The sequence below is a fragment of the Variimorphobacter saccharofermentans genome (genome assembly GCF_014174405.1).
GTDB lineage: Bacteria > Bacillota > Clostridia > Lachnospirales > Lachnospiraceae > Mobilitalea > Mobilitalea saccharofermentans.
In genome coordinates, this window is the sequence record NZ_JACEGA010000001.1 from 727,423 (window position 1) to 751,422 (window position 24,000).

Here is a 24,000-nt window from a genome sequence, read left to right on the forward strand (position 1 = left end):
AAAGAAGGAGTATGTAAATGCCTTTATTAGAAGTAAAAAACTTAAGTAAATCATATGCGAATGTAGATGCTTTAATAAAGATGGATATTTCTGTCAATGTTGGAGAGATTGTTGCTTTAATAGGCAAAAATGGAGCAGGGAAAACAACACTTTTAAATTGTATTGCGGGTAACATCTATCCAACGGGTGGGAACATCTTATATAAAGGAGAAACTTTGCTGCAAAAAGAATCCAAATTAAATGAATTTGGAATATTGATTGAACCAACATTTATACCATATATGAATGCGGCTGACAATTTAAGTATCTTATTAAAAGCCGCTGGAGTAAAAAGTGTAAAAAAGAATGTAGAAGATATACTGAAACTAGTAGGACTGGAAAATAAGAAAAAAGAAAAAACAAAGGCGTTCTCTTTTGGAATGTGCCAGAGGCTAGGTTTAGCACAAGCATTACTAAATGAACCTCAGTTTCTAATTCTTGACGAACCATTTGTAGGATTAGATCCAACAGGAAAAGCAATTTTGAAAAACATAATTTTACAGAAAGCTCGAGAAGAAAAAGTTGGAATACTTTTTTCAAGTCATGATTTAGAAGATGTGGAAGAGATTTGTGACCGTGTTGTTTTGATTGAGAATGGTAGGAAGAAATATGATGGAGTAATGGACTATGATAAAAAGTATATTTTGAAATGTGATAAAAATATCGACGAAGATACAAAACGAATCCTACTTAACTGTAATATAAAGGGAAAAGAGGTCATTGTTGATCATGCTAAGGAGTTGGGTATTATTTTTAAAAAGCTAGATGAAGTTGGAATTAATGTGATTGACTTGGAAATCAAGCAAAGATCCCTATATGATTTCTTTAAGCAGGAAGGCGGTGAGTAGTGTGAAAACGTCCACTTTACTAATTATAAAAATTGAAATCATAAAATTTTTAAAGAGAAAAGATATAATAGCTATACTTGGGATTGTGGCTATTGGCTTTATATATGCTTTGAGAATGGATGAAACCTATGTTGGTACGAAAAATCAAAGTGCAATATTCTGGGTGGTACTTCAACTATTAAATACAACAGCACTTTTTATCGGGCCTGTCATTATGTCATTTATTGGAACGCAAATGTTATCTAGTGAGATTGATAATAATAGCATTTTGCTATTTAACTCAAGATATCGAAATAGGGAGAAGATGTACTATGGGAAGAGTATTTCTCTTGTAATCATTAGTACATTAATATTTTTAATCAGTGTTGGAGTATTATTTATAATATATTTTTTTGTGATTCCTGATAGTAACACAATTTATGTGACTGGAAAAGTATTTGGTAATAATACACCGGATTTGGTTTGTACATTATTTATGATATATGTCTATACATTTTTTTTCTTTCCTCAATTGTCATTGTTTTTAGGAGTAAGATTTAAGCCAATGATTACGATTGTTTTGTCATTTTGTGTCACATTGTTTTGCAATAATGTAGCGACATTCTCGATAATAAAATATTTTAATCCAATGACATATGTAGTACGCTTAGCAGATAAGGTGTCTACAACTACCGATATTGTTAATGTGAATAATTCAGAGAGACTGTTTTATGTTATAGGACAATTAACACTATCCCTAGCGCTTTGTTTGATGTTTGATATCTTAGGAGCAAAAAGGTTTAAAGAAAAGGATTTATAATCGTATGATAAAAGTAAAAAATAGCCTTCAATTTATTGGAATCGTTATATTGGGGATGGTAGGGGTAATTATTTGTTCACTTATAATTACAAATGTTATGAATGTCTTTGGAATCGCAGCTTCAAGTATGGGAATGATTTTGCTGACTTGGAGTGCAATGTTGATTGGTTTTGGCATAATACCCACATTCCTATTGAGAAGAAAATATTCAATAACCAAATTAGAAGTGGGATTTGGTCCAATCAGTGTGCTTGAAATTATCATATGTTTATTTATTATTGGTATAACATTTTTGTATATTGTTATTGGCCGCAATATTACCAATGTAATACTTTTTACCATTGCAATATTTCAGAATATAGGAGTGGCAATTTTTGAAGAATATTTTTCAAAAGGAATACTATTCTTTATTGCCAAGAAAATTACAAGTAATAAAGTAATTATCGTACTAATATGTTCCTGTGTTTTTGCGTTTGTATTGCATAGCAGTGATAGTTTTATGACAAATTTGGAATATAGATTGCCTATGTCAGTGATTTTAGGAGTCTGTTACCTTAAAACAAATAATTTGTATCTACCAATAACACTTCATTTAGTAAATAACCTTTTGGCGACCTCGTTATTGAAGTAAAAAGGGATGTCATATGTAAAGAAATCTTGGGTTTACAGAGTGTGAGGAAGTAATGAATAACAAGGAAGTGACAAGTTTACATACAATATAATAAATTAAATATCTATAAATGTTCAACTTTGTGTTTTTCACAGCGTGATGTTATAATGCTGTAAAGACATAAAGGAGGGATTCAAATAACTATGAGAATTGCTATTTGTGATGATAGTAAAGAAAACCTGGCATTTATTGAAGAAGCGGTAGAGAAAATAAATGTTAGGGATGCCGAGATAGATTGCTTCTATAGCGGAGACAATCTATTAAGTTATTTGAAGAAAAATAAAAATTTTTACTATCAGATATATTTGTTGGATATTGAGATGCCTGGGACTAATGGCCTTGATGTTGCAAAAGAAATACGAGAAATGGATAAAAGAGCGATTATTGTTTTTGTTACATTATACTCCGATTATGTTTTTAGTTCATTTGAAGTACAGCCGTTTAGATTTATAAGCAAACCAGTTGATTATAAAAAATTAGAAGATGTGATTCAGGCTGCTGTGAATTATATATATACCAGTAAGAAGTACATATTTATTACTGTGGATAAAGCAAGAATACAGTTATGCTGCGAGAATATTATGTATTTTGAGGGAGATAAAAGAAAGGTTAATGTTTATGCAATCGATGACGTGTATGCCTTTTATTCAAGAATATCCGATGTAGAAAGTATGGTAGATAATAGTTGGTTTGTAAGAATACATGTATCATATCTTATCAATATGGACTACGTTAAAGCAATATATCTGGATGAAATAATTCTTAATAATGGGACACATCTTCCTATAAGCAAGAAATATCGCAAGAGTGTAAAAATGGAGTATATGAAATATACTAAATGGAGGATGGGACTATGAATTGGGAAGCATCAAATATATTTCTCTATTTTATTTTAAATATGTTTGACCTGTGGGTTATTCTCCGATATTTCAATAGGTTAATGGAGTTGATCAAACTAAAAAAAATAATTCTATATTGTATGTACTTTTTGTTTTTGGCTTTTTTTACGCTTTTAATTAAATTTGAACTTAAGTATTCAAATATTGTATCAATAGCAGCGTGGAGTATCATGTTTTTGCCTACTTATAAAGGTAAAAAGCGAAATAAATTAGTATATTCAGTTCTTTTACTTGGGTTTGCTGGTTTTTCACAAATGACTATGTTCATTGTATCCCACAGTAATACACATACTATTTATTCGTACTTTATTCCTCATTTTATTTTTTTTATTATTGTTGAGATTGGTGTAAGATGTCAGACAATAAGAGGGAAGATCCTTGAGCCTAAATTATTGGCATTACTAATATCTATACCCTTATTCAGCTTTATCGCTATGCCATGTATGGTGCTGATTAGTGAGCAAATAAATAATGTATCATTAAAAGAAGAAACGACTATGTTAATACCTATTACCGTTTTGATATTGTATATGAACATTATTGTGTTTTATCTTTATGATACAATTAGTTCTACTTTTGAAGTAAAAAGACAAAAAGATGAGTATGAGCAACAGCTGATATGGCAGCAGAATTATTATGATTCACTTGCAGAAAACCAAGATGCTATTCGGAAAATAAAACATGATATGCAAAATAATCTTCAGGTTGTTTCTAGTTTATTAATTGAGAAAAAAGTGGATGAAGCCGGTAATTATCTAAAGGAACTGCTCTTTGAACAAGCGCAAGTGAAAAATCTGATAATGACAGGAAATGACGCTATTGATACTGTATTAAATATAAAGCTTTCATTAGCTCAAAAATATAGTATTAAAGTTGAAAAAGATATTAACATTCCAGCGGGGTTGCCAATTCCATATCACCATTGCGTTAGGCTCTTTGGAAATTTATTGGATAATGCAATTAATGCTTTAAAGGATCAAGAAGAGATCGAAAAAACTATAAAATGGTTTATGTTTTTTAAGGGGAATGCACTTATAATACAGATTTCGAATCTATATAAAGATAAACCTGTAAAATATAACAGGGACAGCTTCTTGCATGGATTAGGCCTTGATATTGTTAAGACTACAACAGAATTATATAATGGAACATTTGAGGTTGAAGATGATGGCAAAAATTTTACTGTAAATATAATGCTATACCTTGATATTTAGATAGTTAGATAATTACATAAAATCAACATAAAAATTACAATTTAATACAAAGTAGAAATTCGTATGATAATATAATACCATTAATTAACAGAAACAAGAGAGGAGATAAGATGGTAATCAAAGAACGATTTCAGGTTGATGTTGTTCGGTTTGAAGTTGATGGGATTAAGATGATTGGGAATAATCGTACTGGATCACTGATTGGACTAACCGAAGAAGGCAGTAAAATGATAGATGATATTTATAGTGATGGAGAAGCAGAAATTACAGAGACGACAGAACCCTTATATGAAGCATTGAAGAGAGGTAATTATTTTAAAAGTTCAATTAAGAACAATATAAGAATGGCATCTGCGTATGTGCATATAACAGATAAATGTAATCTTCATTGTGTAGGATGTTATTCTTATGTCGTAAATCGAAACAAGAAGACAGATCTTACATATAAAGAGGTTTGCCATGTGCTGGATCAACTGGCAGATAATGGTGTGAGAATTATTGTGATATCCGGGGGTGAGCCATTTATACGAGAAGATATTGAACAGATTTGCCAGTATGCAAAAGGGTTGGATATGGTTGTGCAGATTATTACGAATGGAACTATGCCACATGAAAGATACCTTAGAGCACTTCCATATATTGATGCAATCAGCGTATCGGTAGATGGTTACCAAGAGGATGTGCACTTTATAAGAGACGAAGGTATTATGCCAAAGGTCTTAGAAACCGTAAGGTTTTTGATGGAGCATAAAGCCAAAGTAAATTTGATATTTACTCTTCATAGAAAAAATGCAATATATATGGAAGAGTATATGAATTTAGCAAATAATATGGGAACAATGTTCAACTTCAGTATGTTGACCACCTCCCCGTTTGATGAAGTGTTTAAAGATTATACCTTGAGAAAGGAAGAGTCTGATATGGTCGAACACTTCTTAAAACATCATCGAGCCGTTATTACTGATTCGGCAATGGAAGGTGAGAGTTTATCGTGTAAATCCAGATGTGGTGCTGGAAGGTTTCTTATAAGTGTAAGCGCTGATGGAACGATATACCCCTGTCATATGTTACATATAGATGATTTAAAACTTGGAAACATCTTTGAGAAAGATCTGCAAAGTATAGTGTTTAATGAAGATAATCCCTTTTTGAATTTGGATATTAATAATATAGAAGGATGTAGTGAATGCAAGTATGGTAATTTCTGCGGCGGTGGGTGCAGGGCTAGAAGCTATTTAGCATCTGGAAGTATATATGCGAAAGCAGATATTTGTGAAGTGAGTTACCATACATTGGATAAAAAATTCAGTAGTTTGAAAGCAGCATACGGTCTGTAGGTTAATGCTCTTACTGGTAAGATGAATGACTGCTGTTTGGGAGCATTGGAAAAAGTAGTATGACAAAATAAATAATGGAAAGTGAGGTGAAGATAATGCTTTTTAAATTTGAAGAAGTAAATGCTATGAGGTGCTCAAGTAATGGACTACCAGTATTGGGTTGCTTTACGCTAGGATGGTAATTTTATGAATTAGTTTAAGGGCCACTTATTTTTGATATGCCTCCTGCCAAGCCAATGGCATTTAATAAGCAAAAATGAGGAAGCTGTCAGTGATGATACTAATCAGATGAATGAGGACTTCCTGACTGCATTGAATACGAGTATATATATAAGGCAATGGTCGAGAAAGATTGAGAAAGCTCAAGCTCTTATGATTTAAATAACTTATAACTATGAAATGCTGGTGATTATATTTACCAGCATTTCATAGTTATAAGTTATTTTAAGATAAAGAACAATATAACAATAAAAATAATAATAAATACCAAGCAGCCATAACTACCATTCTTTTTATTGTTGTTATGGAGATGCGTTTGTTTTTTAGCATCTTTATTAATTATCATCATTTCTGTGATTTGATCTTTATAATCTGATTTTCCATCCCTGTTATAGTCAAACATAATATCATCTCCAAACATTTATTGTAAACTTATAATACACTATACGAGAGACATCTGATGACCAATTAAGCTTTTTCATTATTAAGAAACATTAAAGTAAGGTTAATGGTATATAGAAATTTCTCAATGGATCATTTATAAGCTATACTTGGAAACTACCATTTAGGTACTGTACCGTTCCTAAGAGCACATATATAATATGTAACTTCTTTGGGTGATTTTATTTTCCAATAATGCAATCAAGAGGACATAACATTCCGCCAGTAATGGCGGAATGTATTATACATCAGAATACAATCGATACCTCAAAACCTAGATTAATGTCACTATGAACGGATATTTTTCCATTATGAGCCTCAACAATCCATTTGGCAATCGATAAGCCGAGGCCGGAGCCCGGCTGTGTATGGGTTCTGGATTTTTCAAGACGATAAAAACGATAGAACACCTTCTCTACTTCCTCGGCGGGAATTCCTACCCCGTCATCCTTTATGTCCACATGGATATGCTTTCCGGATAAATACGCTGATACATGGATGGTTCCCGGACGTCCCATATACTTCACACCATTGTCAAAAAGAATGGTGAATAATTGTGTGATACGGTTTACATCACCGTTAAAGGTAAGGTTCGGAGTAATATCACTTTCTATATGGATATCATTGGCCTTGGCAATTGCCGAAAAGGAATTAATTCGTTCGTTGAGGATCAGATCCATCGGGAACTCAGCAAATTGCAGGTTAAGCTGTTTGGAGTCTGCACGCGATAAGGTCATAAGATCATCTACCAGCTTTGCCATGCGCTTCGTTTCGTAGAGTACATTATTCAACCATTTTTCCTGACTTTCCACAGTTTCATACTGATTCTCCATAATAATTTCAAGATTGGATTGAATAATGGCAAGCGGTGTTCTCAGTTCATGAGAGGCATCGGCGGTAAAATCAAGCTGCTGTTGCCATGATTTTTTAATCGGCTTGATTGCGGTATTGGCTAAAAGTATGCTGGCAGCGCATACAATCAGAATAATTACGAAGGCTGATATAAACAGCCGGTGGATAGGCTGCGCGCTTTTGGAGCCTAAGGAAACAAGAAGGATTACAAATCCTAAAACAATGCTGATTATGAGCATAGTAAACAGAATGAAACGATGTCTTATTTTATTTATCATCTGCTTTTATCCTTTCAATGAGATACGTTCAAGCAAAGTGTATCCAACACCTCTTACCGTCTTTAATTCTATGTCTGAGCTTGAGAAATCTATTTTTTTCCTTAAGTAGTAGATGTAAAGCTCTACATTTGCGATTTCTACTTCATTGTCAAAGCCCCAGATTCTCTCAAGAATCTGCTCCTTTGTGAGTACCTGGTTTCTATTTCGTATAAATAACTCTAATAGCTGCGTTTCTGTTTTCGTTAAGGATATCTGCTTTCCATCAATTTCATAAATACACTTATGAATATAAAGCTTTGTATCGGATATCGTAAGTGCTTCCCCTATGGTGAGGGTTTCACTTCGTCTTGATAGAGCCTTGACGCGGGCTAAGAATTCTTTGTTGGAGAAAGGTTTAATTAAGTAATCATCAGCTCCTGCATCCAGTCCCTCCACGCGATCATCAATGGAATCCTTGGCAGTTAAGAACATGGTTGGTGTTTTCAGCTTTGTATTACGAATAGCCTTTAGGATTTCGACACCCTCTCTTCCGGGAAGCATGCGATCTAATACAATCACATCATAAATACCGGAACAGGCATAGGCTTCTCCGTCGATACCATTATTGACTACATCGACCTGATATCCATTCTTCAGCAAGATATATTGCAGAGCATCTGCCAGTGCGATCTCATCTTCAACAATTAATACCCGCATCCTTCATCTCCTTCATTTATAACTTTTTCTCATCTCAATAAATTAAAGTTTTTCTATATTTTCCTTATCATAACATATTTCTCCTTGGAATTCACTTGTAAGTTAACGAAATGAATATTTTGAAAATTAAATCCATTTTCAAAGGAAATTCAAAGAATCAGGTCTTAGAATTTGAAATCAGAAAATGTAAATTGCAAGGAGGAATTCTATAATGGTAGAGTTTAGAAATGTAAGTAAGGTATATGGCCAAGGTGAAGGTAAGAGGATTGTACTGGATAATGTGACGATTAATGTTCAAACCGGAGAGTATGTATGGATCACAGGTAAATCGGGAAGTGGTAAATCAACTCTATTGAATATGATAAGTGGGATTGATAAATCAGATAGCGGTTATCTGTATGTGAATGATCTTAATGTGAATGGCTTATCTGAAGAAGAGATGTGTAGTTGGAGAGGGGCTAATGTGGGAATCGTGTTTCAATTCTTTCAGCTGCTACCAACCCTGACTGTGTTAGAGAACGTCTTATTGCCAATGAATATTGCCAAAGTAATTCCCAGGAAGGAGCGGGCTGCAAGAGCCAAGGAATTGTTGAAAATGGTTGGTTTGGAGGGACATGAGAATAAGTACCCTGCCATGCTGTCCGGAGGAGAACAGCAAAGAGTGGCAATCGCCAGGGCATTGGCAAATGACGCGGATTTAATCATTGCCGACGAGCCCACCGGTAATCTGGACTCAAGAAGCTCTGAGGATATCCTGAAGATCTTCCAAGAGCTTAACCAGAGAGGAAAAACAATTCTCATGGTAACCCATGAAAGAGAAATCCATGAGGGAGTTACAAGGAATATTGTTATTCAGGATGGAAGAATTATTGCTGATAAGCTGATCGTGAGGTGTGTCTAGATGAGAGGATTAGTGAAGAAGGCTCTTAAGGATTTAATCAGTACAGGAAAACGGTCTATGACTGCATTCATTGCCATGACCCTGGGTATTTCGTTTTTTGGAATGATGTTGTTCTCTTATCAGATTATTCGAAGAGAGATCCAACAGGTATATAGACATTCAAATCCGTCATCGGCTGTTGTAACCGTACAGGGAGCAGAGGATTATAAAGCATTAGACGAGTTAACCAAACGAATGTCCGAGAGTATGGATTATGAAATCAAAAGTGTTCAAGAACTGCAAATCATGACAGGAAATGGGGATTGGAAGCCTCTATATTTATTTGGTATTCATAACATAGCTAATAAAGAGATCAACCAGATCAACTTACTGGAGGGGGAACTCCCCGGCAAAGAAGGGAAAGCTCTGATTGAAGAAGGTGCTATCCAGGTTGCAAATGCCTCTATTGAAGATACGGTAACGATAAAAGATGGGATGGGCATTGAGTCTCAGCTACTGATATCAGGGTCGGTGAAGGATATGAGTGTACATCCTCCCTTTATTCATGGCTGCGTGTATTTATATGTGCCCATAGAATATATGAAAGGCGCTAATACCTTTCTGGTTGAAATTCTACTAAAGGAAAATACCTACGAGAAGGAAACGATTGAGATGGTATGCAATGACTATGTCTCTCTCTTAAAGAAGCAGGGATATAACGTAATTAATTTGGAGATACCCAAAGTACCTGGAGAGAACATGCACTATAAGGAATATGATTCGGCCCTGTTCCTTCTAAGAATCATTGCTTTTGTTGCATCCCTGTTAGGAAGTATGATTATGGGTAATCTCATATCCTCTATTATGGCAGCAAAGGTAAGGGAAATCGGTATCCTTAAGTCAATAGGCACAAAACCCGGACAGATATATAAAGCATATCTCATTGCTTTTGAAATTATTTTGGGGATCAGTTTCCTTTGTTCTCTGACTATTGTGGCTTTTTCATCAGATTTTATAGCAAGGCTTTTAATGAGCCTTGGTAATCTGATACCGGAGAATACAGGGGTGCCCTTCTGGGATTATGGGCTGTTTACAATGGTCTCCATGCTGGTGCCGCTTCTTCTGATACTCGTTCCGATTCGAAGGGGAGTGAAGGCTACCATTAAGGAAGCCTTTGAGGATTATGGTATCAGCTATAAAGGGGTCTTTAAGAATCGTACTTGGGATAGTAAGCTGAAGCTTCCCAGTACCATCCTGTTAGCCTCGAAGAATTTACTTCGAAAGAAGCGAACCTTAATCCTGAATCTCATAACTTTAAGCTTTGGTGGTGTGGTCTTCATCGTTATTTTCACAATTCAATTTTCATTAAAATCCAATCTTATGAAATACATGAATTCTCAGCTTTATGATTACCAGTTCATATTAGGGGGAGCATCCAATGAAGCGGAAACCAGCAAAATGCTCTCAAAGGTGGATACAATTAAGGAATATGAGATTTGGAAAATAACAAAGGCTACCTATGTGGATGGAGAGGAAGAAGTACCATATCAACTTATTGCACCACAGGATCATAGCCGCTTATTTGCTCCGATTATGCTGGAGGGGGATTGGCTTCAATATGATAACAATAGGAAGGTGGTCATTAGCGAAGAACTCCAGAAGGAACAGAAGCTGAGGCTTGGTGACCCAATAAAGCTTATGATAGAAGGAAGCATGATGGAAGGCAGTGTGGGTGGAATTGTTAAACTGTTTGAGGAAAAAGTCATATTCCTTCCGCAAGCGAGTCTTTCTCAATATGTGGACTTGAATCGATGTTATAGCAGCGTAAAGTGCAAGACCAATAAAGTCGGATTTAGCGACCGCAGGCATTATAATAATCTGGCATCTCAGTTAAAGGAGAATGGAATTATTATGATGAATGACGAGAACAAAAAGGAGATAGCAGATACGCTTTTCAACCACTATGCGGTAACGCTGAACACACTTTTGATGGTAAGTCTGTTGCTTGTTGTGGTAGCTGGATTTGGACTGGCCGCATCCCTGAATACGCAGCTGGATGAACGAAGAAATGAAATGGCGATCATGAAAGCAATCGGCGCCGGTAATAAAGTCATTAGGAGAATTACTATGTATGAAAGCCTTATGCTGCTTACCCTTAGCCTGGCAATTGTCGGTCTGATAGGTCTGGCCTCGGCCTTAGTAGGCTGTATTCAATTCGGAAAGCTCATATTTGATCGGGGAATCATCTTTGATGTGGTATCCTTTATAAAGGCATGTGGAATATGGGGCATCCTCATAATGGGCGTTGGGTTGTTTACCACCAGACGTTGCGTCATGGGGCAGTTGAGAAGATAAGCAACTCATAAAAAGGGTCTGTTGCATATATGATACATCAGACCTTTTATATATACGAAGCATGTTTCTTCCTATTGTATTACTTATGTATTACTTATTTAAGAAACCGAATGAAAAGTTTTCCCCTTAAGAATAACTCGATTAATACTTAAATCGGGGTTAAGTAGTACAATATCGGCATATTTTCCAGGGGTAAGACTGCCATACTCATCATAAATTCCAAGCTGCTTTGCCGGATTAACCGAGGCACATTTAACAGCACTTATCAAAGGAATACCCATTGATACAGCCGTTGTCATACATGTCATGAGATTCGTGGTAGAGCCTGCGAGGGTTTCATCCATCAGTGTGGCTTTGTTTCCTGTAACACGGACTCTCTGTCCGCCAAGTGAGTATTCTCCATCCTCGAGGCCGGTAGCCATCATACTATCACTGATTAGAATAATCCGATCATCTCCGAACATTTTAAAGGTGGCGCGAACCACACTGGGGGCAATGTGAATACCGTCGCAGATTAATTCAACCATCACATGTTCAGCATCGAGAGCTGCACCGATCACCCCCGGACTTCGATGAGAGAAGGAGGGCATGGCATTGTACAGGTGGGTTACATTGCTTGCACCACTGCGAAAGGCTTCTGCTGCGGTATCATAATCAGCCGTGGTGTGCGCTACAGAGATGACCACCTCATCCTTTACAGCCTGAATAAAGTCCATAGCACCAGCTTCCTCTGGAGCGATTGCCACCAGCTTAATCAATCCTCCGGATAACTCTTGCATTGTTCGAAAATGATCAAGATCGGGGGGAGTTAAATAGGCTTCATTATGGGCACCCTTTTTAGCGTGACTAAGATAGGGCCCCTCCATATTAATACCAACAAGCTCTGCGCCTTGTTTACTTTGATAAGAGGCAGCGTTTTTGAATATTCTTGTTAACTCATCATAACCTAAGGTCATTGTTGCCGGAGCAATGCTTGTGATACCCCAAATGCCTTCATAGTTTGCAATGGCCTGAATTGCTTCTTGAGTGCCATCACAGAAATCATATCCCACACAGCCGTGAAAATGAATATCAATTAAGCCGGGAATGGCATATAACCCTTTTGCATTAAGGACTTCAACCTCAGAGGAAGGAGAGCTGGAGATACGATCCCCGTCGGTATAGATATCTTTCTTTAAAAAACCATCATCTGTAAATACGTGAGCATTTTTAATAATCATAATCAGTCTCCTAACTAATTTGGATATTAGTGACTATGCCTAATAACTTCTAATTCTGGGTTATTCCCTTACCTCTTATAATTAGGACTATTTGTTGCCTCTTAATAATATTATCAATTCCCATGGGATAAATCAATGCCACCCGGGGAAGAGATAGATATACGAAAAGCATTGTCGATTAAGCGAAAATTTTCATTGATACATTTGGCTTTAGCGTATAAAATGGATTAATAAAGATGGACTATTTTCATTAACTTGAGTTATTGTTGGTATAGAAGATTAGATAGAGATATTTCAGACATTTAATTGATTAGGAGTGATTACATATGTGTGCGATGGTAACGCGTGAAGTGATATTGGAGTTTGGCCTTTCTTTTCCGGATACATACCAGGAAGCTCCCTTTCATGACCCGAACTGGCAGCTTATTCGTGTTTTACCGAGCAAGAAGGCGTTCCTCTGGACCTATGAGCGAGACGGCTACATCAACCTGAACGTAAAGGTTGACCCAGACAAGGCCTATTTCTGGCGAAGTGTCTATAAGTCTGTAATTCCGGGGTATCATCAGAATAAACGGCATTGGAATACAATTATATTGGATGGTACGATTCCGGACGAAGACATCAAGACGATGATAGAGGAGAGCTATGACTTAGTTACTAATTCACCTACAAAGCGTATTTATGAAGCTGTGAAGAAGATACCCTACGGGCATGTTGCGACATATGGCCAAGTGGCGGAGCTTGCGGGTGATAAGAATATGGCAAGGGCAGTCGGTAATGCACTTCACAAAAATCCAGACCCAGAGAATATTCCGTGTTTTAGAGTGGTGAATTCGAAGGGAGAGCTTGCAGGAGCGTTTGCTTTTGGTGGAGAAAGAGTTCAGGCGGAGATTTTGGAGGCGGAAGGAGTGGAAGTGATTGATGGAAAGGTGGATTTACAAAAGTATCAGATGAAATAAGGAATGATTTTGGGATGGAATAATAACCAGAGACTAAATGAAAATAAATTAATGACATACATTAATAACATATTAGGGGCACTTTTCTTATTAATTTGGAAAGGTGTTCCTTTTTTATATGTAAAAGTCAAAATATGAAGTGATAGAGGAAATAATTTATAAAATTGTTATAAAATATACAAACAATACATGATTTTTATTAAACAATATGATATAATAAATGCATTGATAAATTGATATCGGAAACCGGGAAAGGGGTAAGCGAGTAAAGAATGGATAATAACGCGCTATTTAACATTGGATATGGCTTGTATGTTTTGACAGCAAAGGATGGTGACAAAAGAAACGGGTGTATTATTAATACTGTAATGCAAGTTACGGATACTCCGTTATACCTTGTGGTTGGAGTGAATAAGCAGAATTTAACTCATGATATGATTATGAAAACCAAAGAATTTAATATATCCATTTTAACACAGGATACTCCGTTTGATGTATTTAAGCATTTTGGTTATCAATCTGGAAAAACTGCAGATAAATTCTCGGATTTTAAAGATAAATTGATCGGTGAAAGTGGACTATATTACTTATCTAAGTATACGAATTCCTATCTGTATTGCAAGGTTCTGGATGTGACTGATTTCGGAACTCATTCTTTATTTAAAGCAGAAGTAGTGGATGCTCATTCCATGAACAATGATGAAACGGTAACCTATACCTATTATCAGAAGTATATAAAGCCAAAGCCGCCAAAAGCATCAAAAAAAGGTTGGCGTTGTGATATATGTGGTTATATTTATGAAGGTGAAGAATTACCACCGGATTTTATATGCCCGATTTGTAAACATGGAGTAAAGGATTTTTCAAAAATTCAAGATGAAACAGGAGGAGATAAGACTATGAACATCAAAGGAACAAAAACTGAGAAAAATCTTGCAGCAGCATTTGCAGGGGAATCACAAGCAAGGAACAAGTATACTTACTTTGCATCTGTGGCAAGAAAAGAAGGCTTTGAGCAAATCGCAGCAATTTTTGAAGAGACTGCTAATAACGAAAAGGAACACGCTAAGCTATGGTTTAAAGCGCTTGGCGAGCTGGGAGATACCGCAGCAAATTTACTTCATGCAGCAGAAGGTGAGAATTATGAGTGGACTGATATGTATGAGGGATTTGCTAAGGATGCAGAGGAAGAAGGATTTACTGCCCTGGCTGCTCAGTTCAGAATGGTAGCTCAAATCGAGAAGGCTCATGAGGAAAGATATCGCGCACTCCTTAAAAATGTAGAAATGCAACAGGTATTTGAGAAATCAGAAGAAACCATGTGGGAATGCCGTAACTGCGGACATCTAGTTATTGGTAAGAAAGCACCGAAGGTATGTCCAGTATGTGCACATCCACAGAGCTTCTTTGAAGTTAGAAAAGAAAATTATTAATTAAAGGAGGAAGTATATTATGTGTGGTAAGCAGAAATTCTTTATATGTAAGCATTGCGGAAATTTGATTGGTTTAATTGATAACAAAGGTGTTCCGATGGTATGCTGTGGTGAAAAGATGACAGAGCTTGTTCCGAACACAGTTGAAGCTTCCGTTGAAAAGCATTTACCGGTTGTTAAGGTTACTGGTAATAAGATTGAAGTAGAAATTGGTAGTGCTCCTCATCCTATGGAGGAAGCACATCACATTGATTTTGTATATGTTGAGACAGAGAGAGGTGGCCAACGTAAATGCCTCAAGGTTGGTGAAGCACCCAAGGTAGTATTCAGCTTTGAAGAGGATAAACCAGTTGCAGTTTATGCTTATTGTAACCTACATGGTCTGTGGAAGACTGATATAAAATAATATTACATAACTATCAGACCGCTTATCTTTAATTAGACGAGCGGTCTTTTCTTATACTTTTTTACAGAGCGAGGATTATGGAAAAGCCACTGCGATCCTAGTAGGTCCAAACAGTACTCGTATTTAATACTAGCAGAGAAAAGGGGAGACTATATTGAGGAATTTGCAACAATACAGAAAGTGCTTGATTGCTTTATGCAGTACAATATTATTACTTAGCGGATGTGGTGCGGTTAAACAGGAGGATATGTCCGGCTATGCTGTAGAGCTTCTTCAGTCAGTTACAATTGAATTTATTGATTCCAAGGGAATAGATAAGGGAAAACGCCTTATCACAATTGATATTTCGGAGTTTCAAGAATTGGCAATAGAAAAGTATGAAGAATGGCTTCAGGATTCTTATGCTAATGAAGATACGGTATTAGTGGTCTTTACGGATAATAAGGAACGATGGGCATCTTCTCAGGAGGCGAAGGATTATCTGAGTCAAAACGGTTACAATAATTTTGTGGAATCAGAGTATGATTGGACCTCCATCACAATAAGCAGAAAATCAGAAAAAGAATATATACATAGATCCGAAGTAATAAATATTGATATTTCATATCCATTCATCAGGTGTGCTGAAGGATTTGAAGTGCGAATGGAATATGGCGATGCCAAATGGAAGGTGATTGAGGTTGCTTCGACCTATATAAGTTAAGAAGCTCATAGTATTGGGAGATAAGGGCGTTTTGTATGTATATGCCAGTATGCTAAGAAAAAATACTTGACAAATATTGAGCAGATGCTTAATATATAGTTGAGCAGTTGCTCAATATATTGGATATGTGTTCGAGTATGGAGGATTGAATGTCAAAGAAGGAAGAACAGTACGAAAAGCGTAAGTGGCAGATATTAGATATTGCATTGAATCATTTTATTCAGTATGGGTATCATGGAACATCCACCAGAAAAATAGCAGAAGATGCAGGGATAAGCTCAGGACTTATGTTTCATTATTTTCCTAATAAGCTGGCACTTTATGAAGCATTAGTGGAGATCGGATGCGAAAAGCTGAAGATGGATGCCGGAGAAGATGAATCGCCGTTAGTTTTTTTTGAAAAACAAGTGGAATGGTTTCTATCGGTTGCAACCCGTAACAATTTTGCCTCAAGAATGTTCGTATTCATGGGCTTGGTGGCAATTAATGCAAAAACAGTATCAGAGCGGGCAGCTCAAATGATAAAGGAGAATGATATTGAGATAAAGAGTATTCCATACATTGAAAAGGGGCAGGAGCTAGGAATAATCAGACAGGGGGATCCGTTGACACTCTCTGCATTATTTTATAGCAGTATTCAGGGTTTTGCAGAAACGCTGGTAGCAAGAGATAATCTGATATTACCAGAAAAGGAATGGTTTTTAGCAATATTAAAAAATGATGAAAATGATAGAATAGGGTGAAGTAAATGAATAAACGAGATAAAATTGCGTTAGCCATATTTGTATTTGTGACTTTAACGGCCGGGATTTTTGGATATATGTTGGATCAGGTACTTACAGATCAGCCGGAAGGCAATTCATTGGGTATGGGGTTATGGCTGGTACTTCCGTTATTAACAGGTATTGTGCTACGAATCATTAACAAGGATTTAAAAGAGATAGGTGCCAGAACTAATCTTAGGAATAATATAAAATGGTATGGCGTTGCTGTTCTTGTATACCCTTTCATCATGTTGATTAGTATCATTATAGCGAAAGCTGGCGGTGGATTAACCATAGGAAAATTTGAATCAGGAGCATTATTTGCATTAATGCTTACCACATTTTTCGGAAGCTGTATCAAGAATATATTCGAAGAATTTGCCTGGAGGGGATGTCTTGTTCCATACCTGGAAAAAACAAAGATGAACGATTGGCTTTTGTACTTTACCAGCGGACTGGTTTGGGGGATGTGGCATATTACATACTATATGTTCTTCTTGCCGGATGAATATTTTACAGAGACCAGCAGACCAATGATGGTAGTAATAGGAATTGTATTGATGATTTTCTGGTCGCCTCTGTTCGTAGAATTACGAAGGCTTACTAATTCCGTATGGCCCTGTGTTATCTTGCATGCAATGGAAGATGCAGTACCTACTTTGCTGTTTGTAACAACTGATGTGTTTCGAATTAAGAAAAGCTTATCTGTTATGATTGATCCCATATCTGGTTTTGTAACAACTGCGATATTGCTTCTTATTGGATTGAGCTTAAGAAAATATCGAATAAAGAAAAATTATGTTACCGGTGCTGGATGATAAATATGTGTTCAAATGAGCAATTACAATAGTAAACGATTAAAAAATAATTGATTACAAATATTTGAGTGTGAGGAGGAAGAATAATGTCAGCAATCATTGGTGCAGGGTTGTTTTCAATTGTAATATTAATAAGTATTCTCTTGATTTGTGGATTACCATTAGGAGAATTAACGATGGGAGGACAGCATAAGGTCTTTCCTAAGAAGCTTCGAATAGCATTAGTAGGGCAGCTATTACTTCAGGTGTTTTTTGTGATAATAATATTACAGGCGGGAGGAATCATATCCCTTTGGTTTAGCCATAAAATCACTAGAATCATTTGCATTATAATGGCAGTATACCTGTCGCTAAATATCATTATGAATTTCATTTCAAAAAGCAAAAAAGAAAAATACATAATGACTCCATTATCGTTGTTTTCAGCAATCTGTTTTTGGATCACAGCTCTGCGAATGTAGAAAAGTGAGGCAATTCTTATGGATATCTTAATAGATTTGAAAAATTACAATACGAAAACTTCCGTATTCAAAAGGACAGCAGTAAGGGCCATCATATGTGACGGTGAAAAATATCTGTTCATATGCAGTAGGTACGGAGACGTCAAATTCCCGGGCGGTGGTGTGGAAAAGGGAGAACAGCTGGAGGAAGCGTTACTTCGTGAGGTTCAGGAAGAAACCGGTTATCAGGTAGATAGGGCAACCATCAGGAAATATGGAAGAGTACTTGAGAGAAGAAAGGGAGAATATGAGGATATTCTTGAAATGGAATCCCTTTATTACTATTGTGAGGTAAAGTCTGAGATAGGAAAGAGAAATCTGGATACCTACGAAGAGGAATATCGTTACGAAGCAGTATGGTTGACCTTGCAGGAAGCAATCGAGATGAATAAGAAAATGAAGGACCTCGAACGCTGTCCGTGGGTGACCAGAGAAACACAAGTAATGGAAAGACTAAGGGAAGAGAAGATCTTCTTTAATGATATTCTTCCATGTATACCGGATATTATGAAGGAAATGATAGAAGGATATTCCTTTGAAGTAGAATCCATCGGTTGTTCAGGAGCACATATCTATATGTTTGAGAATGATCTGGTACTGAAGGTGGAACAGAAAAAAAGCTCCTCCGATGAGGAATATCAGATGCTACAATGGCTTCAGGGCAAGCTCCCGGTACCGGACATCAAATACTTCCACACGGGCGGAACGTTCAACTATCTTTTGATGACACGGCTTTATGGAAGGATGGCCTGCGATCCGGACATTATGTCTGACCTGGAACATATGGCAAGAGCATTAGCAAAGGGACTGAAGCAGTTGTGGCAGGTAGATATCACTGGTTGTCCAAGGATAGTAAATCTTGATTATCAACTGAGCAAAGCCTTGAGTAGAGTTGAAAATAATCTAATCGACATGGAGCAAGTGGAACCGGATACCTTTGGCGATAATGGCTTTTCAAATCCCATGAAGCTATACGAATATCTAAGAGATAATAGACCGGAAAAAGAGAAGGCATTTGTGCATGGGGATTACTGCCTGCCGAATGTATTCATTGAAAATAATGAGGTGTCTGGCTACTTAGATATTGGTAATAGCGGAGTGGGTGATAGATGGCAGGATATTGCTTTGGCGGTTCGTTCCATGAGATATAATCTTGAGTTAATAGGAAAAGAAGAGACATATCCGGCATTGTATCAGATATTCTTTGAAGAACTGGGAATCGAGCCTGATGATAAGAAAATACGGTACTATATACTATTAGATGAATTGTTTTAAAAAATAGAAGTTTAGAGAGTCCTGCATTATATGTGTAGGACTTTTCTATTAGAAAATATGCAATGAAGTATAGCCATAAGCTAAAAAACAGTCGTTTTTTGCACTTTGTCGGACTATTTATGCATAGAATATTGAGTACGTGACAGGATGTTGCTAAATTAATGTTATTAAATAAGTCATACTCTGTTACTCTATATAATAATAATCTCGGTATCAGGCAATAGAAATAATGAAAATGGAGAGGAGGAATTATATTTTAAGAACGTCATCTTATTTGTAGCATTATTAGTGGACGACTTTAACTAATGATATTTCTAGGATTGTGAGTATGTCAATGTAATAGATATGACTTATAACTTTAATAGGTATATTGGACGAATATTATTGCAAGACAAACTATTGTATAATTATGAAAAGAGAAATTTTTATGAAGAAAATAAAACTAAAAATATTTTCATTGCTTTTGGTTTTTTCATTTATTTTTATTAATAATAATGGGATTATTGTTAATGCGACGCAAATAACTAATCAAAAGAATATTTCTCAATATAATTTATCTTTAAAAGCAATTACAAGCATAGCTGAGGATCCATATGAATCTAATAATAATATTAGTGAAGCTTATCCTTACTCAAAAACAAAAGTTTTGAGTGGTAATTCATTTATCGAAGGATATAGAAATTCCAATATACATGTGTTAGGTGATGTGGACTTTTTCTACATAACATTAACAGCAGGTGTAACATATGATGTTGTTCTAAAGAATATATACGGTGAAGATAGACATATTTATTTGTGGAGGGATAATGGTAATGGAACATGGACTAGATGGAAAAAGTCTAATCAGGTTCCAGGACAACCGGAACACTATAGATTTACACCATCAGTAAGTGGAATTTATTATATTGAAATTTCGGGAGGAGATCCCTATAGTCTATATTATTTCTTTGCCGTTGAGCGAAAGGGAACTATAAATACTAATCTCTGGCCATAATACTTATATTATTTATAAGACAAAAGTAATGATTGTATACGGAAATTTCTAATGATAAGAGGAGGAAGAGTTAATGCAAACACAGGGACTCAATGGTATTCAAAATTATATTTATAACCCAACGACCGGGAAACTATCTACAAAGTCAAATGATCCGGCAGAACTTGAATTTTGTCGACATTTTAACGGAGAAGTTACCGATGCACTGGATGCTTCATACGAGGGAAAGAAAAAGGATATATTGAATTTCTATGAGCAGATGAGACATAATGGTATAAGTTTAATTCGTACCAAGCTTCAGGGAGAGGGTAAGTCAGAAGCGGATATTAATTCGGATTATGATCAGTGGATGAGACAAGAGGAATATGAGATAACCCTTGGAGTAGTGGATGCATTAACAAATAGAATTGCTTCGGGAGATATGGTTATTAATTATGTTTCAATACCAGATTTTACAGATGAAGATTATGAAAAGGCTACTGATTTGACATCTGATTATACCTATACAGGGATGACTGGTATTGATACTGAACGCAATTCGGCTGAAATCGGTAACGGAACCGTTCTACATCTGAATGAAAAATTTAACTTAAAGGTTACATCGAATTCTGTTGAAGTTTGCATAAATGGAGAGAAGGAATATGAAAAAGCAGAATGGGATACGGCAAAGCTTTTTGCGGAAGCACTTAATCGATTTATACGATATGCCAATAACCAGATCATGTTCTCCTTATACACCCAGGAGGACAGTGATAAAGTCAGTACTCTCTTAAAGTCGAACAATTTGGATATAGACAGGGAATTCACTATTAATGGTAAGTCGATGTCAGTTCAGGACGGAAAAATTATGAAGACTGTCCAAGAACCCTATTATTATTTGAACATGCCCCAGGATATTGTTGAGATGGCTATAAAACGATAAGAGATAGTACTTACAGTTACTGATATGATATCCATATAAATATTAATGGGTTAAAAAAACTTTTCTATTCTTTGTACATTTCTATGGTACAATAATAGAGAAGTTTTTTGTTTTGAAAAGATTATATAGAAGAAGATATTTTAGGAGAAGATGTTATGAACATACAGATATTTGGAACCAATAAATGCTTTGATACCAAGAAAGGAATGCGTTATTTTAAAGAGCGAAATATTAAGTTCCAGTTCATCGATCTGAAAGAAAAGGGAATGAGCAAAGGAGAGTATCAAAGTGTAAAGCAGGCAGTGGGCGGACTGGAGGCCATGATAAATCCTGATTGTAAGGATAAGGATACGCTGGCGTTAATTCAATATATGTCAGACGAGGATAAGGAAGAGAAGCTGTTAGAAAACCAACAGTTATTAAGAACTCCCATTGTTCGAAATGGCAGGCAGGCAACAGTGGGATACTGCCCGGACATATGGAAGGCTTGGAATTAAAAATTATGGAGATGTAACATAATAAATATGCAGGGATTAATACTTACCATAATGCACTGTCAGAAGAACAACGTTGTTGAATTCTGTATGGATAGGACAAACTTTTATGTTTGTCTTAGACATACAGAATTTACAACTTGTACTTCTGTCTGTGTGTGAGGTAAGTTTAATCCCTGCTGATACATTATGTTACAGCCCCATAATTGCATTATTCGATTGGCTCGTAGCGGTTGAAGATTTTGCTGGCACTACATACATGCTTGGTGCCATCAGAGTCTATAATAATATAGTCATTTTCTCCAATGAAGGTTCTTCCACGACTGTGGGTGATATAGGGACAATAGGTATTACCATCGGGTTGCTTTACCTTAAGTAAATGATCAGTAACTATCCAGCCCTTGGTTATTACATCGGACCATAGCTCGTAGCCATCCTCATATCCTTTATTAAATTCAAACTTATAAACATCGGCTTCTAGACCTACTCTTCTACATCTCATAGAATCGCCCCTTTCAGTATTAATTATGTCTGTTACCCTCCTGATTACATTATAGCATAGATATGGAAAATTGTAATCATAACATCCAAAAGTTTCTAATATGCAACTTTTGACATTATAATTGTCGGATTACATAAAAATAATAATTTCTATAATTATAAAAAACAGAAACTCTGGATGAAAAATGGAGACTTGTTGCAGTAACGGGTGGATGTTAAAATGGAGCAGTGCATTACAAGATGGGGGGAAAATGAAATGAAAAGGGTTAAGCTAATAGTTCTATGTCTAATGATTGGTTGTTTAGGTACAGCATGTATTTCAAAAACAGAAGAGGTAGAAAGCTCACTTACAGCCTCAAGTAATATGGTGTCTGAACAAGATAGAACACCTCAAGCGAAAACAGAGGATAAAAAAATAACAGATGAGAAAGTAGTAGATGAGACAGCTGCTGATCAGGAAATAGCAGAAGAAAAAGTAGAAGATAAAGTAGAAGAAAAAGCAGAAGATAAGTCTATAGAAGCGGCTTCTGATGTGGACGTGAAAAGCAAAACCGAGGAGCAGTATAATATAGTGTTCCATCTGGACATGGATAATCATGATGCAGAGCGCATGCAGAAAGCGGACGGTTGGTCCAATGGGTCCATATTTGACTGTACCTGGCGTGCAGATAATATCACTTTTAATGATGGAATTATGACCTTAAGAATTGATACAGATGGTGAAAATACCTCTCCCAGGTGGTCGGGAGGAGAATATCGAACCAATCAATTTTATCACTATGGAAAATATGAAGTAAGAATGAAGCCAATACGTAATGATGGAGTGGTGTCCTCCTTCTTTGTATACACAGGCCCCAGTGATAATAATCCTTGGGATGAAATTGATATAGAGTTCGTGGGAAAAGACACGACGAAGGTGCAGTTTAATTATTTCACTAACGGAGTGGGTGGTCATGAGTTTATCTATGATCTGGGTTTTGACGCCAGCGAGGAATTCCATGAGTATGGCTTTGAGTGGCAAGAGAATTCGATAACCTGGTATGTGGATGGGGTAGCGGTACATACGGCTGATAAGGATATACCATCGACACCGGGAAAGATTATGATGAATGTGTGGCCGGGAATCGGTGTGGACCAATGGTTGAAACCCTTTGACGGGAAGGTTCCGCTGGAAGCACAGTATGACTGGATCCAATTTTCGGACTAGACAATTTCGTCTCTATACATGTGATAACCTTAGATTATTCTTAAATAATAAGAGTTATAGGGGCTGTTGCATAATACATTTACAGGGAATATGACTTACCATAATGCACTGTCGGAAGAACAGATTGCTGATTTTATATGGATAAGGCGAACTTTTTTGTCCGCCTGAGACATATAAAATCAGCAATGTGTTACTTCCGTCTGTGTGTGAGGTAAGTCATATTCTCTGCACGTATATTATGCAACAGCCCTTTTTTATAGTATAAGATAAAAAAATC

At 36.3% G+C, this 24,000-nt stretch carries 25 protein-coding genes and 1 pseudogene; 21 read left to right on the top strand and 5 right to left on the bottom strand.

Annotated features, from left to right (window positions below; all coding sequences use genetic code 11):
* The first annotated feature begins 17 nt into the window (after nt 1-17).
* From H0486_RS03260 to H0486_RS03285, 6 genes are all read left to right on the top strand, one after another.
* Nucleotides 18-887 carry an ABC transporter ATP-binding protein gene (locus H0486_RS03260; RefSeq protein WP_228351623.1) on the top strand — a complete coding sequence of 290 codons (870 nt, stop codon included), beginning with the start codon at nt 18-20 and terminating at the stop codon, nt 885-887.
* The gene (locus H0486_RS03265) at nt 880-1,686 is read left to right on the top strand and encodes an ABC transporter permease (protein ID WP_228351624.1); all 807 of its coding nucleotides are present in this window, start codon (nt 880-882) and stop codon (nt 1,684-1,686) included. The genes H0486_RS03260 and H0486_RS03265 overlap by 8 nt, the downstream gene beginning before the upstream one ends.
* 4 nt (nt 1,687-1,690) lie before the next feature.
* Entirely contained in the window at nt 1,691-2,317 is a 627-nt protein-coding gene (locus H0486_RS03270) for a CPBP family intramembrane glutamic endopeptidase (RefSeq protein WP_228351625.1), read from the top strand.
* Nucleotides 2,318-2,499: 182 nt separating this feature from the next.
* Nucleotides 2,500-3,213 carry a LytR/AlgR family response regulator transcription factor gene (locus H0486_RS03275; RefSeq protein ID WP_228351626.1) on the top strand — a complete coding sequence of 238 codons (714 nt, stop codon included), beginning with the start codon at nt 2,500-2,502 and terminating at the stop codon, nt 3,211-3,213.
* Nucleotides 3,210-4,469 (top strand): sensor histidine kinase, encoded by a 1,260-nt coding sequence (locus H0486_RS03280; RefSeq protein WP_228351627.1) that lies wholly within the window; start codon nt 3,210-3,212, stop codon nt 4,467-4,469. The genes H0486_RS03275 and H0486_RS03280 overlap by 4 nt, the downstream gene beginning before the upstream one ends.
* 110 nt (nt 4,470-4,579) lie before the next feature.
* A complete protein-coding gene (locus H0486_RS03285; protein WP_228351628.1) occupies nt 4,580-5,806 on the top strand; it encodes a radical SAM/SPASM domain-containing protein in 1,227 nt (408 codons plus the stop codon).
* A 439-nt stretch (nt 5,807-6,245) separates the two neighbouring features.
* Here the strand turns inward: H0486_RS03285 and H0486_RS03290 are convergent, their stop codons facing one another.
* The 3 genes from H0486_RS03290 to H0486_RS03300 all read right to left on the bottom strand — a co-directional run bounded on the left by H0486_RS03290 (nt 6,246) and on the right by H0486_RS03300 (nt 8,292).
* Nucleotides 6,246-6,428: a hypothetical protein gene (locus H0486_RS03290; RefSeq protein WP_228351629.1), complete on the bottom strand. Its 183-nt coding sequence runs from the start codon at nt 6,426-6,428 to the stop codon at nt 6,246-6,248.
* A 286-nt stretch (nt 6,429-6,714) separates the two neighbouring features.
* Nucleotides 6,715-7,596 carry a sensor histidine kinase gene (locus H0486_RS03295; protein WP_228351630.1) on the bottom strand — a complete coding sequence of 294 codons (882 nt, stop codon included), beginning with the start codon at nt 7,594-7,596 and terminating at the stop codon, nt 6,715-6,717.
* Nucleotides 7,597-7,602: 6 nt separating this feature from the next.
* The gene (locus H0486_RS03300) at nt 7,603-8,292 is read right to left on the bottom strand and encodes a response regulator transcription factor (RefSeq protein ID WP_228351631.1); all 690 of its coding nucleotides are present in this window, start codon (nt 8,290-8,292) and stop codon (nt 7,603-7,605) included.
* Between the two features lie 211 nt (nt 8,293-8,503).
* Here H0486_RS03300 and H0486_RS03305 point away from each other — a divergent pair, with 211 nt between their 5' ends.
* Nucleotides 8,504-9,193, top strand: a complete 690-nt coding sequence (locus tag H0486_RS03305) for an ABC transporter ATP-binding protein (RefSeq protein ID WP_228351632.1) — start codon at nt 8,504-8,506, stop codon at nt 9,191-9,193.
* The gene (locus H0486_RS03310) at nt 9,194-11,527 is read left to right on the top strand and encodes an ABC transporter permease (protein WP_228351633.1); all 2,334 of its coding nucleotides are present in this window, start codon (nt 9,194-9,196) and stop codon (nt 11,525-11,527) included.
* A 98-nt stretch (nt 11,528-11,625) separates the two neighbouring features.
* Here the strand turns inward: H0486_RS03310 and nagA are convergent, their stop codons facing one another.
* Nucleotides 11,626-12,747, bottom strand: a complete 1,122-nt coding sequence (gene nagA / locus H0486_RS03315; RefSeq protein WP_228351634.1) for an N-acetylglucosamine-6-phosphate deacetylase — start codon at nt 12,745-12,747, stop codon at nt 11,626-11,628.
* A gap of 335 nt (nt 12,748-13,082) precedes the next feature.
* Between nagA and H0486_RS03320 the strand changes: the two genes are divergently transcribed.
* The 12 genes and pseudogenes from H0486_RS03320 to H0486_RS03375 all read left to right on the top strand — a co-directional run bounded on the left by H0486_RS03320 (nt 13,083) and on the right by H0486_RS03375 (nt 22,018).
* The gene (locus H0486_RS03320; protein ID WP_228354354.1) at nt 13,083-13,706 is read left to right on the top strand and encodes a methylated-DNA--[protein]-cysteine S-methyltransferase; all 624 of its coding nucleotides are present in this window, start codon (nt 13,083-13,085) and stop codon (nt 13,704-13,706) included.
* 272 nt (nt 13,707-13,978) lie between these two features.
* Nucleotides 13,979-14,557, top strand: a pseudogene (locus tag H0486_RS18655) (flavin reductase); the annotation flags it as partial.
* Between the two features lie 48 nt (nt 14,558-14,605).
* Nucleotides 14,606-15,139: a rubrerythrin gene (gene rbr / locus H0486_RS18660; RefSeq protein ID WP_228354355.1), complete on the top strand. Its 534-nt coding sequence runs from the start codon at nt 14,606-14,608 to the stop codon at nt 15,137-15,139.
* Between the two features lie 19 nt (nt 15,140-15,158).
* Nucleotides 15,159-15,545 carry a desulfoferrodoxin family protein gene (locus tag H0486_RS03335; protein WP_228351635.1) on the top strand — a complete coding sequence of 129 codons (387 nt, stop codon included), beginning with the start codon at nt 15,159-15,161 and terminating at the stop codon, nt 15,543-15,545.
* A 154-nt stretch (nt 15,546-15,699) separates the two neighbouring features.
* Nucleotides 15,700-16,248 (top strand): hypothetical protein, encoded by a 549-nt coding sequence (locus H0486_RS03340; RefSeq protein ID WP_228351636.1) that lies wholly within the window; start codon nt 15,700-15,702, stop codon nt 16,246-16,248.
* A 149-nt stretch (nt 16,249-16,397) separates the two neighbouring features.
* Nucleotides 16,398-16,991 carry a TetR/AcrR family transcriptional regulator gene (locus tag H0486_RS03345; protein ID WP_228351637.1) on the top strand — a complete coding sequence of 198 codons (594 nt, stop codon included), beginning with the start codon at nt 16,398-16,400 and terminating at the stop codon, nt 16,989-16,991.
* A gap of 5 nt (nt 16,992-16,996) precedes the next feature.
* Entirely contained in the window at nt 16,997-17,830 is an 834-nt protein-coding gene (locus H0486_RS03350) for a CPBP family intramembrane glutamic endopeptidase (protein ID WP_228351638.1), read from the top strand.
* A gap of 86 nt (nt 17,831-17,916) precedes the next feature.
* Nucleotides 17,917-18,291, top strand: coding sequence for a hypothetical protein (locus H0486_RS03355; protein WP_228351639.1), 375 nt, complete (start codon nt 17,917-17,919; stop codon nt 18,289-18,291).
* A gap of 18 nt (nt 18,292-18,309) precedes the next feature.
* Nucleotides 18,310-19,605, top strand: coding sequence for an APH(3') family aminoglycoside O-phosphotransferase (locus H0486_RS03360; protein WP_228351640.1), 1,296 nt, complete (start codon nt 18,310-18,312; stop codon nt 19,603-19,605).
* Nucleotides 19,606-20,032: 427 nt separating this feature from the next.
* Nucleotides 20,033-20,599, top strand: coding sequence for a PPC domain-containing protein (locus H0486_RS03365; RefSeq protein WP_228351641.1), 567 nt, complete (start codon nt 20,033-20,035; stop codon nt 20,597-20,599).
* 73 nt (nt 20,600-20,672) lie between these two features.
* Nucleotides 20,673-21,521: a hypothetical protein gene (locus H0486_RS03370; RefSeq protein WP_228351642.1), complete on the top strand. Its 849-nt coding sequence runs from the start codon at nt 20,673-20,675 to the stop codon at nt 21,519-21,521.
* 155 nt (nt 21,522-21,676) lie between these two features.
* The gene (locus H0486_RS03375) at nt 21,677-22,018 is read left to right on the top strand and encodes an arsenate reductase family protein (protein ID WP_228351643.1); all 342 of its coding nucleotides are present in this window, start codon (nt 21,677-21,679) and stop codon (nt 22,016-22,018) included.
* 208 nt (nt 22,019-22,226) lie between these two features.
* Here the strand turns inward: H0486_RS03375 and H0486_RS03380 are convergent, their stop codons facing one another.
* Entirely contained in the window at nt 22,227-22,517 is a 291-nt protein-coding gene (locus H0486_RS03380) for a hypothetical protein (RefSeq protein ID WP_228351644.1), read from the bottom strand.
* A 219-nt stretch (nt 22,518-22,736) separates the two neighbouring features.
* Here H0486_RS03380 and bglS point away from each other — a divergent pair, with 219 nt between their 5' ends.
* Entirely contained in the window at nt 22,737-23,723 is a 987-nt protein-coding gene (gene bglS, locus H0486_RS03385; RefSeq protein WP_267023230.1) for a beta-glucanase, read from the top strand.
* Nucleotides 23,724-24,000 lie beyond the last annotated feature (277 nt).